Origin of the sequence: Pseudomonas sp. HMSC057H01 (assembly GCF_001836405.1) — a bacterium.
Lineage (GTDB): Bacteria > Pseudomonadota > Gammaproteobacteria > Pseudomonadales > Pseudomonadaceae > Pseudomonas > Pseudomonas aeruginosa.
Genome location: NZ_KV828506.1, coordinates 178,507 through 192,941, shown reverse-complemented (window position 1 = coordinate 192,941; position 14,435 = coordinate 178,507). Strand labels below are relative to the sequence as shown.

Below are 14,435 nucleotides of genomic sequence, written 5' to 3'. Positions count from 1 at the left end.
GCGAGCTGGAAACCCAGGCCGGGCGCCTGCGCCAGCTGGTGGACAGCTTCAAGATCTAAGCACTGCCCGAGCCGTAGCCGAACCGGCGGATAATCGCGCCGCGGCTATCCGCCCTACCGCCGGCCATTCGTAGAGTGAACAACGCCAACGGCGTTGTTCACCCTTATCCTGCCAGGATGCCTCCCGAGGCATGCCTTCCTCTCCGCCCGCTCCCTCTGCGACCTATTCCCGCGCTGGCTGCCCCGAACGCGCCGGCTCGCGCTTTCTTTCCTAGACTTGAAGCTACCCATGGCTCCCGCACACCGTTCGAACGACTGCCGGCGCCGGTGGTCCACTGAGTGGCAGAAGGAACAAGCTCAACGGAGGAAGGCCCATCGTGCACATCGCCGATATGACCATGTTCTACGCGCCTGCCAGCGGGGGGGTACGCACCTATCTCGAAGCCAAGCATCGCCATCTCTGGCACTATCCCGGCATTCGCCACAGCGTGCTGGTTCCCGGCGCCGGCTATCGCCAGGCGAACGGCATCCACGAGGTGCCGGCGCCGCCGCTGCCATTCGGCAATGGCTACCGCTTCCCTCTCCGTCGCGGCCCCTGGCGCAAGGTGCTGCGCAATCTGCAACCGGACCTGATCGAGGTCGGCGACCCGTACCTCACCGCCTGGGCGGCGCTCGACGCGCGACGTCGGCTGGACGTGCCGGTGATCGGCTTCTACCACTCCGACCTGCCGCTGCTGGTGAGCAATCGCATGGGCGCCTGGCTCGGCACCAACGCGGACAACTACGTCAGCAAGCTGTACGGCCACTTCGACCGGGTCCTGGCCCCCAGCCGGGTAATGGCGGAAAAGCTGATGCGCTTGGGCGTCGCCGACGTGCATGTACAACCGCTGGGCGTCGACCTGGTCACCTTCCATCCGAGCAACCGCGATCCGGGGCTGCGCCAGGAACTCGGCCTGGACGAGGAAACCCGCCTGCTGGTGTTCGCCGGGCGCGGTTCGCGGGAAAAGAACCTGCCGGTACTGCTCGACGCCATCCAGCGCCTCGGCGACGGCTATCACCTGTTGCTGGTGGGTTCCAACATGCCGACCCGGGTACCGCGCAACACCAGCGTGGTCGACCATTTCTGCGACAGCCGCGAAGTCGCCCGCCTGCTGGCGAGCAGCGACGCGCTGCTGCACGCCGGTGACCAGGAGACCTTCGGCCTGGTCGCACTCGAAGCGATGGCCAGCGGTATTCCGGTGGTGGCGGTGCGCGCCGGGGCACTGGCGGAAATAGTCCCGGAGCGTTGCGGCGTGCTCTGCGCACCGAACAACGGCGACGCCATGGCCTGCGCGGTGCGCGAACTGTTCAGCCACGACGTCGAGCTGCGCGGCCAGCGCGCCCGCCGTCACGTCGAGCGCCAGCATGCCTGGGACGCGGTGGTCGCCGGTCTGCTCCTGCACTACCACGCGGTACTCGGCGACAGCGAGGCGAGGTTCCCGCGCTATGGCTGAACGCAGCCTGCTGCTGGTGTTGCACGACGTGGCCCCGGAAACCTGGCCGGACTACCGGCCCTTCGTCGAGGCCGTGGACGCGCTCGGCCAGGTCCCCATGACCTGGCTGGTAGTGCCCGACTTCCACCATCGCAACCCGTTGGAAGCCGACGAAAAGTTCTGCGAACTGCTCTCGCGGCGGGTGGCCCGGGGTGACGAACTGGCTCTCCACGGCTTCTATCACTACGATGACGCCCCACCACCGCGTACTCCAGGGCAATACTTCATGCGTCGCATCTACACCTGGGAGGGAGAGTTCTATGCCCTCGACCACGCCGAGGCCAAGGCCCGCCTGGCCGCCGGCATCGAACTGTTCCGCCGCCGCGGATGGCCGCTGCACGGTTTCGTCGCGCCGGCCTGGCTGATGAGCGCCGGCACCCGCCAGGCGCTCGGCGAGAGCGGACTGCGCTACACCAGCGACCCGTCCAACCTGTATCGGCTTCCCCACCTGCAACCGATCGAGGCCCCCGGTCTGGTCTGGAGCGCGCGCAGTGCCTGGCGTCGCGGCCTCTCCTGGGCACTCAGCGAGCAGCGCCGGCGGGCCTGGCGCGCAGCGCCGGTGATCCGTCTCGGACTCCATCCGGTCGACATGCGCCATCGCTTTTCCCGCGAATACTGGCTGCGTACCCTGCGCACCCTGCTGTCCGAGGGACGCCAGCCGCTGACCAAGATCGACTGGCTGGAGCGCCACCTCGCCCTGGACCGCGCGGCATGAGTCGAGGCTGGTTACTGCTGTTCGGTTTGATCGGTGCCTCGCTGATTCCGCTGGTGCTCGGCGGCAGCGACATGTTCCCGCGCTTGCGCGCCTTCCCGCTGGACAGCCTGCTGCTGATGTTCGGCATGATCGTGGTCTGCTGGTTCATCAACGGCCTACGCCTGCGCTTGCTGCTCGCCGGGCGCGCCGGCAAGCTCGGGCAGTTGCAGAGCGTCGGCATCATCATGGCCAGCGAATTCGCCTTCTGCGCCACTCCGGGCGGCAGCGGCGGGCCGTTGACCCTGATGGCGTTGCTGGCCCGGCGCGGCCTGCGCCCGGCACAGACCAGCGCGGTGTTCGCGGTCGACCAATTGGCCGACCTGACGTTCTTCCTCTGCGCCCTCGGCGCGATCCTGATCTATGCCCTCAGCCATTCGCTGAGCCCGAACATGGAATCGAGCCTGATCTTCAGCGCGGTATTCCTGGTCGGCCTGTTCGTCGGCGCGGTAATGCTGATCCGCTACCTGCACCAGGTGATCCGCTTCAACGGGCGGGTTCTAGCGCGGCTCGGCGTGTCATCGCGCAAGCGCCTGCACTGGGGCCGCAAGATCCTGCATTTCCGCATTGCCCTGCACGACAGCCTGCGCCTGCCGAAACGACGCCTGCTGGCGGTCTTCCTTCTCAGCAGTACGCACTGGCTGCTGCGCTTCAGCGTGCTCGACCTGACCTTGCGCGGCCTGGGAGTGGACATCCAGTGGGCCTGGACCTTCCTGATCCAGATGGTCTCGCTCAGCGCCGGACAGCTCTCGCTGATCCCCGGCGGCGCCGGCGGCACCGAGCTGACCTCGGCGGCCCTGCTGGCCCCCATGATCGGCAAGTCGACGGCGGCGGCGGCCATCGTCATCTGGCGAGCGGTGACCTTCTATTTCTACCTCGTCGCCGGCGGCCCGGTGTTCGCCGTGCTCGCCGGACGCCCGCTGCTGAAGAAGCTGATCAGCAGTCGCGAGGCTTCTTCCTGAGCGTATCCTCGGCGTTAGCCTCGCCCGTCTCGCTGGCGCTCTCCTGGATACGCCGCCAGAGTTCGGCCGCGCCGGGAAACTCGGTTCCGTCCTCGTCGCCGAGGGCGTCGATGTCGTAACGGCTGGTGCAACCCTCGCCGAGGGTCGGTGGCGGGCTGGCGGTGCCCGCCGACCTGGGATCGCTCATGTTCGTTCCTCCGGGTGCCGGCCCCGGCCGGCATTCCAGAGGAGCCGGCTCAGTCGAACACCACCGTCTTGTTGCCGTGTACCAGTACGCGGTCTTCCAGGTGATAGCGCAGTCCGCGCGCGAGCACCAGCTTTTCCACGTCCTTGCCCAGCCGCACCATGTCTTCGACATTGTCGCGGTGAGTGACCCGCACCACGTCCTGCTCGATGATCGGACCGGCATCCAGTTCCTCGGTCACGTAGTGGCTGGTCGCGCCGATCAGCTTGACCCCGCGCTTCGACGCCTGGTGATACGGCTTGGCGCCGATGAAGGACGGCAGGAAGCTGTGGTGGATGTTGATCACCTGGTGGGCGTACTTGCGGCACAGGTCCGGCGGCAGGATCTGCATGTAGCGAGCCAGGACGATGCAGTCGGCGCCATGTTCGTCGATCAGCCGGGAAACTTCATCGAAAGCCGGCTGCTTGTCCTGCGGATCGACGGGAACGTGGAAATACGGGATACCGTGCCACTCGACCATGCTGCGCAGGTCGTCGTGGTTGGCGATCACGCAGGGAATCTCGCAGTCCAGTTCGCCGCTGTGCCAGCGGTGCAGCAGATCGGCCAGGCAATGGGACTCCTTGCTGGCCATCAGCACCACGCGCTTCTTCACCTCGGAATCGGTGATCCGCCATTCCATGGAGAATTCGCGGGCGATCGGGGCGAAAGCCTGGCGGAAGCCATCCAGGTCGAACGGCAGAGAGTCGGCACGGATCTCGTGGCGCATGAAGAACCAGCCGTTATCGTTGTCGGAATGATGGCTGGCTTCGGTGATCCAGCCATTGTAGGTGGCCAGGAAGTTACTCACCTTGGCAACGATCCCGACCCCGTCGGGACAGGCGATCACCAGCCGAAAAGTGCGCATGGGTATACTCCAGAAACATCGCGAAAGGCCGCCATTCTAGCGGCATGGCGGGAAAAGTTCAGCCTCGGCGAAGGCCTTTCGACAGGCTGTTGCGCGAGAGAATAAACCCGCACAACAGGGCAATCCCGATGCGGAATTAATTACTTTGAATTTCATCGAGAAAAGTTTTCATCGCGGTTTACTTACAGTTTCGCCCTGACTATTATTGAATCTACTTACATGCCCGCCACCGCCACTCAGCACAGACAAGGTACCTGACATGTCCCTGATCAACGAATATCGCGCCACGGAAGAAGCCATCAAGGAACTTCAGGAGCGCCTGAAGTCCCTGGAACAAGACGACAAACTGAAAAAAGAACTGGAATTCGAAGAGAAGCTGCGCACGCTGATGGGCACTTACCAGAAGTCCCTGCGTGACGTGATTTCCCTGCTCGATCCGGACGCCAAGATCGGCAAGAGCACCCGCACCGCCAAGGCGCCTGCCGGCAAGCGCGCGCGCAAGGTCAAGCAGTACAAGAACCCGCACACCGGCGAAGTCATCGAGACCAAGGGCGGCAACCACAAGACTTTGAAAGAGTGGAAAGCCAAGTGGGGCCCCGAGGCCGTCGAGAGCTGGGCCACCCTGCTCGGCTAAACCAGTCAGTTCCACGAAGAACGCCAGCCCAGTGCTGGCGTTTTTCATTTCCGCCGTATCGTACCGACTCCTCTGCCTGCGTCCTCAAGTCTCCAGCGAATAGCGTTGACGCAGTTCCGCGGCGTAATCGCGCCAGGCCGCAAGTACCGCCGGCAATGTGCCGCCCTGCTCTTGCCGACAAGCCTCCAGCGCCGCCTCGAAGGCCGGCAAAGTATTCGGTGCGCCGTATTCTTCATGGGACAAACGATTGCGGCAGAAGCTTTCCCATTGTTGGCGCTCGGCCACATTTAAAGTTTCCGGGAAATTTCGCGCACGATAGCGGAAGAACAACTCCTGCAAGCGGGCATCGTCGAAGGGCCATTGTTCTTTGGCCAATTGCTCCGGTTCGGCAAGGCGCAGCTGTTCACAAAGGCGTCGATCCCGATCGCCAATAAATCCGTCATACAACTGTTGCTCGGGGTCGTCGCTGGCGGAGAAACTTTCTTCGCCATATAGCGCTGTCAGTTTGTCCGCCCAGACGGTTTGATGCTGGCGCAACAACTCGGCTTTTCGCTGGCACTCCTCGAGTTCGATGCCGGTTCGCTGGCGATCCTCGCCGCGCAATACCGACAGCGGCGCCACCACCGGGCAACGGTTGACCTGGATCTGCTTCAGCGGCACCGGCAACTCGCCCTCGGCCAGTTCGTCGCGACGGGTATACAGGCGCCTGCGCAAGTCCTCGGCCGACAACTCCAGCAGCGGCGCGGGATCGGCGCAGAGGTCGCAGACGATGAGAGCATTGCGGTTGCGCGGGTGCCAGGCCAGCGGCAGGACCACCGAGAGGAAATGGCGCTCCGCGGAAAAGCGTCCGGAGACATGCACCAGCGGCTGCAGCAGGCGCACCTGGTCGAGCACCTTGTGCTTACTGCGCAACTGGTAGAGGTAATCGTACAGGCGCGGCTGGCGCTGACGGATCAGGCGGGCCAGGGCAATGGTGGCGCGAACATCGGAAAGCGCGTCGTGGGCCTGCCCATGCTCCAGGCCGTTCGCCGCGGTGAGCATTTCCAGCTTCAGCGACAGCCGGCCGTCCAGCTGCGGCCACTGGATGCCCTCCGGGCGCAGGGCATAGGCGGTACGGACCATGTCGATCAGGTCCCAGCGGCTATTGCCGCCTTGCCACTCGCGTGCGTAGGGATCGAAGAAGTTGCGGTACAGGCTGTAGCGCGTCACTTCGTCGTCGAAGCGCAGGGAGTTGTAGCCGGCCACGCAGGTCGCCGGCTGCGCCAGTTGGGCGTGTACCCGGGTCATGAAGTCGGCCTCGGACAGCCCCCGCTCGGCCAGCCGCTGGGGAGTGATGCCGGTGATCAGGCAAGCCATAGGGTGGGGCAGGATATCGTCGCTGGGACGGCAATACAGGTTCATCGGCTCGCCGATCTCGTTCAGCGCCTCGTCCGTGCGGATCCCGGCGATCTGCAACGGCCGGTCGCGGCGGGGGTCGATGCCGGTGGTTTCGTAGTCGTACCAAAAAATACTCGCGTTCACGGTCATTCCCTTTCTGGCGGCACCGGGCAGTCTACCAGTGACTGCCGCGAAGCTCGCGACCCACTTCGGGGATTTCCAGGTTTTCCAACGAACTCACGGAAAGCGCCGTAGGCACATCCCGCCAGGGCGCGTCAGTGCGCATATCTGCCATCCGAACCTTGCGTTGTCCCCTCCGCCCTCGCTAGCATTCCGCTCGCACGGATGCCCGTTTCACTGACAAGGACAGCACCATGAACGACACCAGCAATCCCTACGCCACCCCCGCCAGCGCCCTGCAACCGACCCAGGCGGTGCCGCCGGTCATCGGCGACTACGACTTCCGCATCGGCGACGTGATCAGCGAAGCCTGGGCCAAGATCAAGGGCGTCAAAGGCATCCTGATCGGCGCCTTCGTGGTCTACAGCGTGGTGATCCAGACCATCACCTTCATCCTCACCCTGCTCTTCGGCGGTATCGGCCTGATGAGCGAGGCCGATCCCATCGCCTTCGCGGTCGGCCAGATGATCGCCAGCCTCGTCGCCACGGCGGTGGGCTACCCGTTCTTCACCGGCCTGACCATGATCGGCATCCGCCGCGCCGCCGACCAGCCGGCGACCTTCAACGAAATGTTCAACTACTTCGGCATGCTGGTGCCGCTGCTGCTCACCGGCCTGCTGATGATGCTGATGGTCTACGTCGGCTTCTTCCTGCTGATCATCCCCGGCCTCTACCTGAGCGTCGCCTACATGCTCGCCCTGCCGCTGGTGGCCGAGCGCGGCCTGACGCCCTGGCAGGCCCTGGAAACCTCGCGCAAGGCCATCAGCCGCCACTGGTTCAAGGTGTTCGGCCTGCTGCTGGTGCTGAGCCTGCTGATGCTGGTGAGCATGATCCCGCTGTTCATCGGCCTGATCTGGACCGGCCCGCTGTTCGTCGTTTCCATGGGTATTCTCTACCGCACCATCTTCGGCGTTCGCCCGCTGGGCAACTGAGGTGCAGACCGGGCCGTCGCGGCGGCCCGGTTGCCTGATGACGCCACGCTGGCTAGCATCTGACTTTCCCCGACACGGCCCCCCGATGCCACCGAACGCAGCCGCCCGCCTCGTCGCGCCCGCCCCCCGGCCAGGCGCCGAGGTCCTCGACACCCACTACCACGTGGAAACGCCGGAAGGCATCGACCTGCTCCTGCGTCCCGCCGGCGTCGTCCCCCGGGCCCTGGCCTATACCATCGACCTCTGCATCCGCGGCCTGATCATGCTGGTGCTGATGCTCGGCCTGGCGTTCCTCGGCAAGCTCGGCGCCGGCCTCGGCCTGCTGCTGACCTTCGTCATGACCTGGTGGTACATGGTCCTCTTCGAGGTGCTCAACCAGGGCCGCTCGCCCGGCAAGCAGATGATGGGACTGCGCGTCGTCCACGACGACGGCACTCCGGTGGGCTGGGCCGCGTCGCTGCTGCGCAACCTGCTGCGCTTCGCCGACATCCTGCCCTTCGGCTACGCCCTCGGTCTGCTCTGTTGCCTGAACCATCCGGCCTTCAAGCGCCTGGGCGACATCGCCGCCGGCACCCTGGTGGTCTACCGCGAACCCGAACTGAGCCGGCCCAGCCTGCCTGACGTCGAGCCGCAACTGCCGCCCTTCCCCATGAGCCTGGAAGAACAGCGCGCTTTCCTCGGCTTCGCCGAACGCGGCGCGGCGCTTTCCTCGGCACGCCGCGAGGAACTGGCGGGCATTCTCGCCGAACCGCTGGGCGTCGAGCCGGTACGCGCCCAGGCCGAGATCAACGGCATCGCCCGCGGCTTTCTCGGCCTGCGCCAGGAGAGCGCATGAAACAGAGCCTCTTCGAACAGCGCCACCAGGCCGCCTGGCAACGCTTCGACAAACGCCTCGCCTTCCTCGAGAAAGGCAAGAAGCTGGAAGGCTCCAGCGACGACTTCGCCGCCGATTACCGGCGCCTCTGCCAGCAACTAGCGCTGGCCCAGGAGCGCGGCTACAGCAGTCACCTGATCGACCAGTTGCAGCAACTGGCGATGCGCGGCCACCAGCAGTTCTACCGGCACCGCAGCCAGCTCGGCAGCCGCATCCTCGGCTTCCTGCTCGCCGGCCTGCCGCGCCTGGTCCGCGAGGAGTGGCGCAGCATCGCCGTGGCCAGCCTGCTGTTCTACGGCAGCGCCCTGCTCATGGGGCTGCTGGTCTATCACTTTCCCGACCTGATCTACAGCGTGGTCAGCCCGGACAAGGTCAGCGAGATGGAGTCTATGTACGCCCCGGAAACCACCCGCCTGGGTCCGTTGGGGGCACGCGACACCAGCGACGACTGGGAAATGTTCGGCTTCTACATCATGAACAACATCGGCATCGCCTTTCAGACCTTCGCCAGCGGCGTGCTGCTGGGACTCGGCAGCCTGTTCTTCCTGCTGTTCAATGGCCTGATGATCGGTTCGGTGGCCGGCCACCTGACGCAGATCGGCTACGTGCAGACCTTCTGGCCCTTCGTCATCGGCCACGGCGCGTTCGAACTGACCGCCATCACCTTCGCCGGCGCCGCCGGCCTCAAGCTCGGCTGGGCGCTGCTCGCGCCAGGTCGCCTGACCCGCGGCGAAGCCCTGCGGCTGGCCGCCCGGCGCAGCGTGCAACTGATCGCCGGGGTGATCGTGCTGTTGCTGCTGGCGGCCTTCACCGAGGCCTATTGGTCTTCCATCAGTCATTTCGAGCCGCGGGTGAAGTACGCGGTCGGCGCGGTCCTCTGGCTGCTGGTCGGCAGCTACTTCCTGTTCGCCGGACGGAGCCGCCATGCGCCTGACTGACGCCAGCGTGGCGATTCGACCACGCAGCGCCTGGGAAGCGCTCGACCTCGGCATCCTCCTGGCGCATCGCCATGCGCGCCTGCTGATGGGCAGCTGGGCGTTGCTGACCCTGCCGCTGTTCGCCGTGCTCAGCCTCCTGCTGTGGCAGCATCCGACCCTGGCGATCCTGATCTTCTGGTGGCTCAAGCCGGCCTTCGAACGGCTGCCGCTGTACATTCTCTCGCACGCCCTGTTCGGCGATACGCCAACCCTGAAGCAGGCCCTGCGCGCCTATCCCGCCCTGCTGAGGAAACAGTTGCCGGCCAGCCTGCTGTGGCGCCGCTTCAGTCCGACGCGCAGCTTCGACCTGCCGGTCCTGCAACTGGAAGGGCTCGCCGGGGAGCCCCGCAGCCAGCGCCTGATCGTATTGTCCCAGCGCAACGCCGGCGGCGCGACCTGGCTGACCGTGGTCGGCGTGCACCTGGAAATGGCGCTCTGGGCCGGCTTCGCCATGCTTCTCTACCTGCTGATCCCGGCGCAGAACGAGATCGACTGGAACTGGCAGAGCCTGCTCGACCCGGAAGCCGGCGAGTGGCTCTGGCTGGAGCACCTCTCGAACCTGCTCTACGTCCTGGTGCTGGTAGTCTGGGAGCCGATCTACGTGGCCTGCGGCTTCACCCTCTACCTGAACCGGCGCACCGAACTGGAGGCCTGGGACATCGAGCTGGTGTTCCGCCGCCTGCGCCAGCGTCTGGTCGGCAGCGCCTATGTCCTGCTGCTCGGCCTGGCCGCTTCGCTGGCCTGGCTGCCCGCCCCTTCCGCCTACGCCGAGCCGGCGGCCGCCGCCAGCGCCGGCGACGCCGAGCTGCCGCCCGAGCAGGCCCGCCTGCTGCGGCAGAAACTCAACAGCGAACAGGCCGGCAAGCAGATCCGGGCGATCGTCGACGGCGCGCCGTTCAAGAACAGCGAGACCGTTACGGGCTGGCGCTTCGGCGACAAGACCGAGAAAAAGGACAGCCGCAAGGAGGACGAAGAGCGGCTCAAGGCATTCTTCGAGGCCCTGGCCAACTGGGTGCCGTTCCGTCACGCGGCGCAGGTCATCGAAGTGCTGCTCTGGGCGCTGCTGTTCAGCGCGGTGTTCCTGCTGGTCTGGCGCTACCGTGAATGGCTGCGCCTGTTCGTCGGCAACCTGGGCTTGCCGCAACGGGCCCGCCGCGAAGCGCCGACGGTGATGTTCGGCCTCGATCTCAGTCCGGAAAGCCTGCCCGACGACATCGCCGGCAACGCCGAACGGCTCTGGAACGAGAAACCACGGGAAGCCCTCGGCCTGCTCTACCGCGGGCTGCTCAGCCGACTGCTGCATGACTACCGCCTGCCGTTGAAGGGCTCCCATACCGAGGGCGAGGTCCTGCGCCTGGTCGAAGGACTGGAGCAACAACGGCCGCTGCTGCACTACAGCCAACTGCTGACCGCCCAATGGCAGGCGCTCGCCTACGGCCACCGGCTGCCGGCCGACGACGCTCGCCAGCGCCTCTGCGATGGCTGGCGCAGCCTTTTCGCCGCGGGAGCCAAGCCATGATGAGCCGGCGCGCGCGCTTCCTGTTGCTTGCCGTGCTCCTGCTGCTGGCCGGGCTGCTGGCGATCTTCCTGGCCAGCCGCCTGCAACCCTATACGGAGACGATCGACCTCGGCCCATCGCCGGAGGCCCGGCGCAATCCCTACCTGGCCGCCGAACTGTTCCTGCGCAAGCAGGGGGTCACGGTGAGCCGCGCCGACGGCCTTGAGGTCCTCAAGGAACTGCCGCCCTCCGGGCATACCCTGCTCCTGCTCGGCAGCCGCTCCGGCATGACTCCCGGCCAGGCGCGCCGCCTGCTGCAATGGAGCGAGCAGGGCGGGCACCTGGTGCTGATCGCCGAACGCCTGTGGGACGAGGACGAGAAGAAGAGCGGCGACCTGCTGCTCGACAGCCTGGATATCCGCCAGTACCTGACCGAGGACTTCGACGACAGCCAGGACCGGGCCAGCGAGGAAACCGCCGACGCCGACGCCGACGCCGACGAAGGTAGCGTCGACGACCATGCGACCGAAGCGCCGCCGGAGGAAGCCGCCGGCGAGGAAGAAGAGCCCGCCGACAGCGTGCCGGACTATTCCGCACTGACCCGCCTGTACCTGGAAAACGAGCGCTCGCCGGCCTACATCGGCTTCGATCCCGACTACCACCTCTACGATCCGCAGAACCACGCCTACGCCTGGGCCAACAGCGGCGACGCCACCCACCTGTTGCAGATGCAGCACGGCAAGGGCCTGGTCACGGTGCTCACCGACGCCTGGATCTGGCAGAACCGCAACATCGAGCAGTACGACAACGCCTGGCTGCTCTGGTACCTGACCCAGGACAACCAGGTGACCCTGCTCTACCGCGCCGAACGCGACAGCCTCGCCACCCTGCTCGCCCGCCACTTCCCCGAGGCCCTGGCGGCAGCGCTGCTGCTGTTGCTCGCTGGCCTGTGGCGCGCAGGGCTGCGCCAGGGTCCCTTGCAGCCGGTGGCCAGCCGTTCGCGCCGGCAACTGGAGGAACACCTGCGCGCCGGCGCCGACTTCCTCCTCCGCCAGCGCGGCCACGTCGCCTTGCTGCACGGTCTGCAACGCGACATCCTGCGCAGGGCGCGGCGTCGCCACCCCGGTTTCGAACAGCTCGGCGTCGCCGAGCAATGGCAGATCCTCGGGCGCATGACCCGCCTGCCACCCAGCGCCATCAGCCAGGCCATGCGCCCATATCCGGCGCAGCGCCTTTCCGCTGCCGACTTCACCCGCCAGGTCGCCCACCTGCAAAGCCTCAGGAATGCCCTATGAGCGAACAGACGCCCGAACAACCGAGCACCACGCCCAACCCGGCGCTCCAGCGCCAGCGCGCGAGCCAGTTGGCCCAGGCCCTGCGCAGCGAACTGCAGAAAGCCCTGATCGGCCAGGGCGCGGTGATCGACGATGTGCTCACCGCGTTGCTCGCCGGCGGCCACGTGTTGGTGGAAGGCGTGCCGGGGCTCGGCAAGACCCTGCTGGTACGCGCCCTGGCGCGCTGCTTCGACGGCGGCTTCGCGCGCATCCAGTTCACCCCCGACCTGATGCCCAGCGACGTCACCGGCCACGCCGTATACGACCTCGCCAGCGAGCAGTTCAAGCTGCGCAAGGGGCCGGTGTTCACCCACCTGCTGCTGGCGGACGAGATCAACCGCGCGCCGGCCAAGACCCAGGCCGCCCTGCTGGAAGTGATGCAGGAGCGCCAGGTCACCCTGGAAGGACGCGCCCTGCCGGTGCCGCAGCCGTTCATGGTGCTGGCGACGCAGAACCCGATCGAGCAGGAAGGCACCTATCCGCTGCCGGAAGCCGAACTCGACCGCTTCATGCTCAAGCTGCGCATCGATTACCCGGCCGAAGCCGAGGAACAGACCCTGGTGCGCCAGGTGACCCGCTCCGCGCGCAGCGACATGCTCGACGTGGCCAACCTGCGGCCGCTGCTGAAGGACAAGGACGTTCTCGCCCTGCAGCGGATCGCCAGCGACCTGCCGATCGACGACCAGGTCCTCGACTATGCCGTGCGCCTGGCCCGCACCACCCGCAACTGGCCGGGCCTGGCCCTCGGCGCCGGACCTCGCGCGTCGATCGCCCTGGTCCGTTGCGGCCGGGCGCGGGCGCTGCTGCGCGGCGGCGAGTTCGTGGTGCCGGACGACATCAAGGGCTGTGCCCTGGCGGTCCTGCGCCATCGGGTCCGGCTGTCTCCGGAGCTGGACATCGAGGGGCTGTCGGTGGACCAGGTCCTGCAACAGTTGCTCGACCAGGTACCGGCCCCCCGCGTATGAAGCCATCGCGCGCCCTGCTGGCGCTGTTCGCCGTGCTCCTGCTGCTGGCCATCGGCCTGGGCAGCCTGTCGGCGCTCGGCCAGCGGTTGCCTGCGCAACTGCATACATTCTGGTGGGCGGCGCTCGCCGCGCTGCTCCTGCTCGGCCTGCTGGACGCCCTGTGGGCACGCCGCCAGCCGGTGCCGAAGCTGAGCCGCCAGCTCAGCGGCAACCTGCCGCTGGGGCGCTGGAGCGAAGTGCGCCTGCATCTGCAGCACACCTATCGGCGTCCGGTTCGCCTGACCCTGTTCGATCACCTGCCGGCCGGTATGGATTTCGAGTACCTGCCGCAGGAGGTCGAACTGCGCCCGGGCGAAAGCACCGAGGTCGGCTACCGGGTGCGGCCGCTCAACCGCGGTCACTTCGTGTTTCCCCGCTGCGAGCTGGAACTGCCCAGCCCGCTGCGCCTGTGGCGGCAGCGCCGCTACCTGGAAGCACGTGGCGAGACCCGCGTCTACCCGGACTTCGCCCGCCTCTACGGCGCCGAACTGATGGCGGTCGACCACTGGCTCAACCAGATCGGCGTACGCGGCGGCCAGCGCCGCGGCCTCGGCCTGGAGTTCCACCAGTTGCGCGAATTCCGCGACGGCGACACCCTGCGCCAGATCGACTGGAAGGCCACCGCTCGCAAACGCACGCCGATCGCCCGCGAATACCAGGACGAACGCGACCAGCAGATCCTCTTCCTGCTCGACTGCGGCCGCCGCATGCGTAGCCAGGACGGCGACCTGTCGCACTTCGACCATGCCCTCAACGCCAGCCTGCTGCTGGCCTACGTGGCCCTGCGCCAGGGCGATGCGGTGGGCGCCATGACCTTCGCCGGCGACGACCGCCGGCACCTCCCGCCGGGCAAGGGCAGCGCCCAGCTCGGCGCGCTGCTCAACACCGTCTACGACCTGCAGACCAGCCAGCGTCCCGCCGACTTCCCGGAAGCCGTGCAGGCGGTGCTGTCCCGCCAGCGGCGGCGGGCCCTGGTGATCCTGGTAACCAACCTGCGCGACGAGGACGACGAAGAACTGCTCGGCGCGGTGAAACGCCTGGGCCGCCAGCACCGGGTGCTGGTCGCCAGCCTGCGCGAGGAAGTGCTCGACACCCTGCGCCAGGAGCCGGTCGCCCGCTACGAGCAGGCGCTCGCCTACACCGGCACCATCGACTACCTGAATGCGCGCAACGGCCTCCACGAGAAGCTCGCGGCCCACGGCGTGCCAGTGCTCGATGCGCGTCCCAGCGAACTCGGGCCGGAGCTGATCAGCCGCTACCTGGGCTGGAAGCGCGCCGGCGTGCTTTGACGGA

14 protein-coding genes are annotated in these 14,435 nt (G+C 66.8%); 11 read left to right on the top strand and 3 right to left on the bottom strand.

What is annotated here, in order from left to right:
* The first annotated feature begins 376 nt into the window (after window positions 1-376).
* The 3 genes from HMPREF2581_RS21920 to HMPREF2581_RS21910 are packed head-to-tail and all read left to right on the top strand — an operon-like array spanning window position 377 to window position 3,244.
* Window positions 377-1,492 (top strand): N-acetylglucosaminyl phosphatidylglycerol synthase, encoded by a 1,116-nt coding sequence (locus HMPREF2581_RS21920; protein WP_003110035.1) that lies wholly within the window; start codon window positions 377-379, stop codon window positions 1,490-1,492.
* Complete coding sequence (locus tag HMPREF2581_RS21915; protein ID WP_003141218.1) at window positions 1,485-2,246, top strand: N-acetylglucosaminyl phosphatidylglycerol deacetylase; 762 nt, start codon at window positions 1,485-1,487, stop codon at window positions 2,244-2,246. The genes HMPREF2581_RS21920 and HMPREF2581_RS21915 overlap by 8 nt, the downstream gene beginning before the upstream one ends.
* Window positions 2,243-3,244 carry a glucosaminyl phosphatidylglycerol flippase gene (locus HMPREF2581_RS21910; RefSeq protein WP_003120851.1) on the top strand — a complete coding sequence of 334 codons (1,002 nt, stop codon included), beginning with the start codon at window positions 2,243-2,245 and terminating at the stop codon, window positions 3,242-3,244. The genes HMPREF2581_RS21915 and HMPREF2581_RS21910 overlap by 4 nt, the downstream gene beginning before the upstream one ends.
* Here the strand turns inward: HMPREF2581_RS21910 and HMPREF2581_RS21905 are convergent.
* Window positions 3,219-3,431: a hypothetical protein gene (locus tag HMPREF2581_RS21905; protein ID WP_003115238.1), complete on the bottom strand. Its 213-nt coding sequence runs from the start codon at window positions 3,429-3,431 to the stop codon at window positions 3,219-3,221. The two genes, HMPREF2581_RS21910 and HMPREF2581_RS21905, sit on opposite strands and share 26 nt — an antisense overlap.
* A gap of 49 nt (window positions 3,432-3,480) precedes the next feature.
* Window positions 3,481-4,332, bottom strand: a complete 852-nt coding sequence (purU, locus tag HMPREF2581_RS21900) for a formyltetrahydrofolate deformylase (protein WP_003101174.1) — start codon at window positions 4,330-4,332, stop codon at window positions 3,481-3,483.
* A gap of 259 nt (window positions 4,333-4,591) precedes the next feature.
* Here purU and mvaT point away from each other — a divergent pair, with 259 nt between their 5' ends.
* Window positions 4,592-4,966, top strand: coding sequence for a histone-like nucleoid-structuring protein MvaT (gene mvaT / locus HMPREF2581_RS21895; protein WP_003093888.1), 375 nt, complete (start codon window positions 4,592-4,594; stop codon window positions 4,964-4,966).
* Window positions 4,967-5,050: 84 nt separating this feature from the next.
* On the opposite strand, the gene sbcB is transcribed toward mvaT, so the two are convergent.
* Complete coding sequence (gene sbcB, locus HMPREF2581_RS21890; RefSeq protein ID WP_003141219.1) at window positions 5,051-6,493, bottom strand: exodeoxyribonuclease I; 1,443 nt, start codon at window positions 6,491-6,493, stop codon at window positions 5,051-5,053.
* Between the two features lie 224 nt (window positions 6,494-6,717).
* On the opposite strand from sbcB, the gene HMPREF2581_RS21885 reads away from it, so the two are divergent.
* The 7 genes from HMPREF2581_RS21885 to HMPREF2581_RS21855 are packed head-to-tail and all read left to right on the top strand — an operon-like array spanning window position 6,718 to window position 14,431.
* Window positions 6,718-7,455 (top strand): hypothetical protein, encoded by a 738-nt coding sequence (locus HMPREF2581_RS21885; RefSeq protein WP_003101171.1) that lies wholly within the window; start codon window positions 6,718-6,720, stop codon window positions 7,453-7,455.
* A 37-nt stretch (window positions 7,456-7,492) separates the two neighbouring features.
* Window positions 7,493-8,290: an RDD family protein gene (locus HMPREF2581_RS21880; RefSeq protein WP_003134638.1), complete on the top strand. Its 798-nt coding sequence runs from the start codon at window positions 7,493-7,495 to the stop codon at window positions 8,288-8,290.
* On the top strand, window positions 8,287-9,267 hold the full coding sequence (locus tag HMPREF2581_RS21875) for a stage II sporulation protein M (protein WP_003134640.1): 981 nt from the start codon (window positions 8,287-8,289) through the stop codon (window positions 9,265-9,267). The genes HMPREF2581_RS21880 and HMPREF2581_RS21875 overlap by 4 nt, the downstream gene beginning before the upstream one ends.
* A complete protein-coding gene (locus tag HMPREF2581_RS21870) occupies window positions 9,254-10,825 on the top strand; it encodes a DUF4129 domain-containing protein (protein ID WP_003141220.1) in 1,572 nt (523 codons plus the stop codon). The genes HMPREF2581_RS21875 and HMPREF2581_RS21870 overlap by 14 nt, the downstream gene beginning before the upstream one ends.
* Complete coding sequence (locus HMPREF2581_RS21865; protein ID WP_003141221.1) at window positions 10,822-12,099, top strand: DUF4350 domain-containing protein; 1,278 nt, start codon at window positions 10,822-10,824, stop codon at window positions 12,097-12,099. The genes HMPREF2581_RS21870 and HMPREF2581_RS21865 overlap by 4 nt, the downstream gene beginning before the upstream one ends.
* Window positions 12,096-13,103 (top strand): AAA family ATPase, encoded by a 1,008-nt coding sequence (locus HMPREF2581_RS21860; protein ID WP_003141222.1) that lies wholly within the window; start codon window positions 12,096-12,098, stop codon window positions 13,101-13,103. The genes HMPREF2581_RS21865 and HMPREF2581_RS21860 overlap by 4 nt, the downstream gene beginning before the upstream one ends.
* Window positions 13,100-14,431, top strand: coding sequence for a DUF58 domain-containing protein (locus HMPREF2581_RS21855; protein WP_003141223.1), 1,332 nt, complete (start codon window positions 13,100-13,102; stop codon window positions 14,429-14,431). The genes HMPREF2581_RS21860 and HMPREF2581_RS21855 overlap by 4 nt, the downstream gene beginning before the upstream one ends.
* Window positions 14,432-14,435 lie beyond the last annotated feature (4 nt).

Coding starts and splice junctions, on each gene's coding strand:
- HMPREF2581_RS21870 (WP_003141220.1), top strand. CDS start 9,254: ATGCGCCTGACTGACGCCAGCGTGGCGATTCGACCACGCAGCGCCTGG.
- HMPREF2581_RS21860 (WP_003141222.1), top strand. CDS start 12,096: ATGAGCGAACAGACGCCCGAACAACCGAGCACCACGCCCAACCCGGCG.
- HMPREF2581_RS21905 (WP_003115238.1), bottom strand. CDS start 3,431: ATGAGCGATCCCAGGTCGGCGGGCACCGCCAGCCCGCCACCGACCCTC.
- sbcB (WP_003141219.1), bottom strand. CDS start 6,493: ATGACCGTGAACGCGAGTATTTTTTGGTACGACTACGAAACCACCGGC.
- HMPREF2581_RS21910 (WP_003120851.1), top strand. CDS start 2,243: ATGAGTCGAGGCTGGTTACTGCTGTTCGGTTTGATCGGTGCCTCGCTG.
- HMPREF2581_RS21915 (WP_003141218.1), top strand. CDS start 1,485: ATGGCTGAACGCAGCCTGCTGCTGGTGTTGCACGACGTGGCCCCGGAA.
- HMPREF2581_RS21865 (WP_003141221.1), top strand. CDS start 10,822: ATGATGAGCCGGCGCGCGCGCTTCCTGTTGCTTGCCGTGCTCCTGCTG.
- purU (WP_003101174.1), bottom strand. CDS start 4,332: ATGCGCACTTTTCGGCTGGTGATCGCCTGTCCCGACGGGGTCGGGATC.
- HMPREF2581_RS21880 (WP_003134638.1), top strand. CDS start 7,493: ATGACGCCACGCTGGCTAGCATCTGACTTTCCCCGACACGGCCCCCCG.
- HMPREF2581_RS21885 (WP_003101171.1), top strand. CDS start 6,718: ATGAACGACACCAGCAATCCCTACGCCACCCCCGCCAGCGCCCTGCAA.
- mvaT (WP_003093888.1), top strand. CDS start 4,592: ATGTCCCTGATCAACGAATATCGCGCCACGGAAGAAGCCATCAAGGAA.
- HMPREF2581_RS21875 (WP_003134640.1), top strand. CDS start 8,287: ATGAAACAGAGCCTCTTCGAACAGCGCCACCAGGCCGCCTGGCAACGC.
- HMPREF2581_RS21855 (WP_003141223.1), top strand. CDS start 13,100: ATGAAGCCATCGCGCGCCCTGCTGGCGCTGTTCGCCGTGCTCCTGCTG.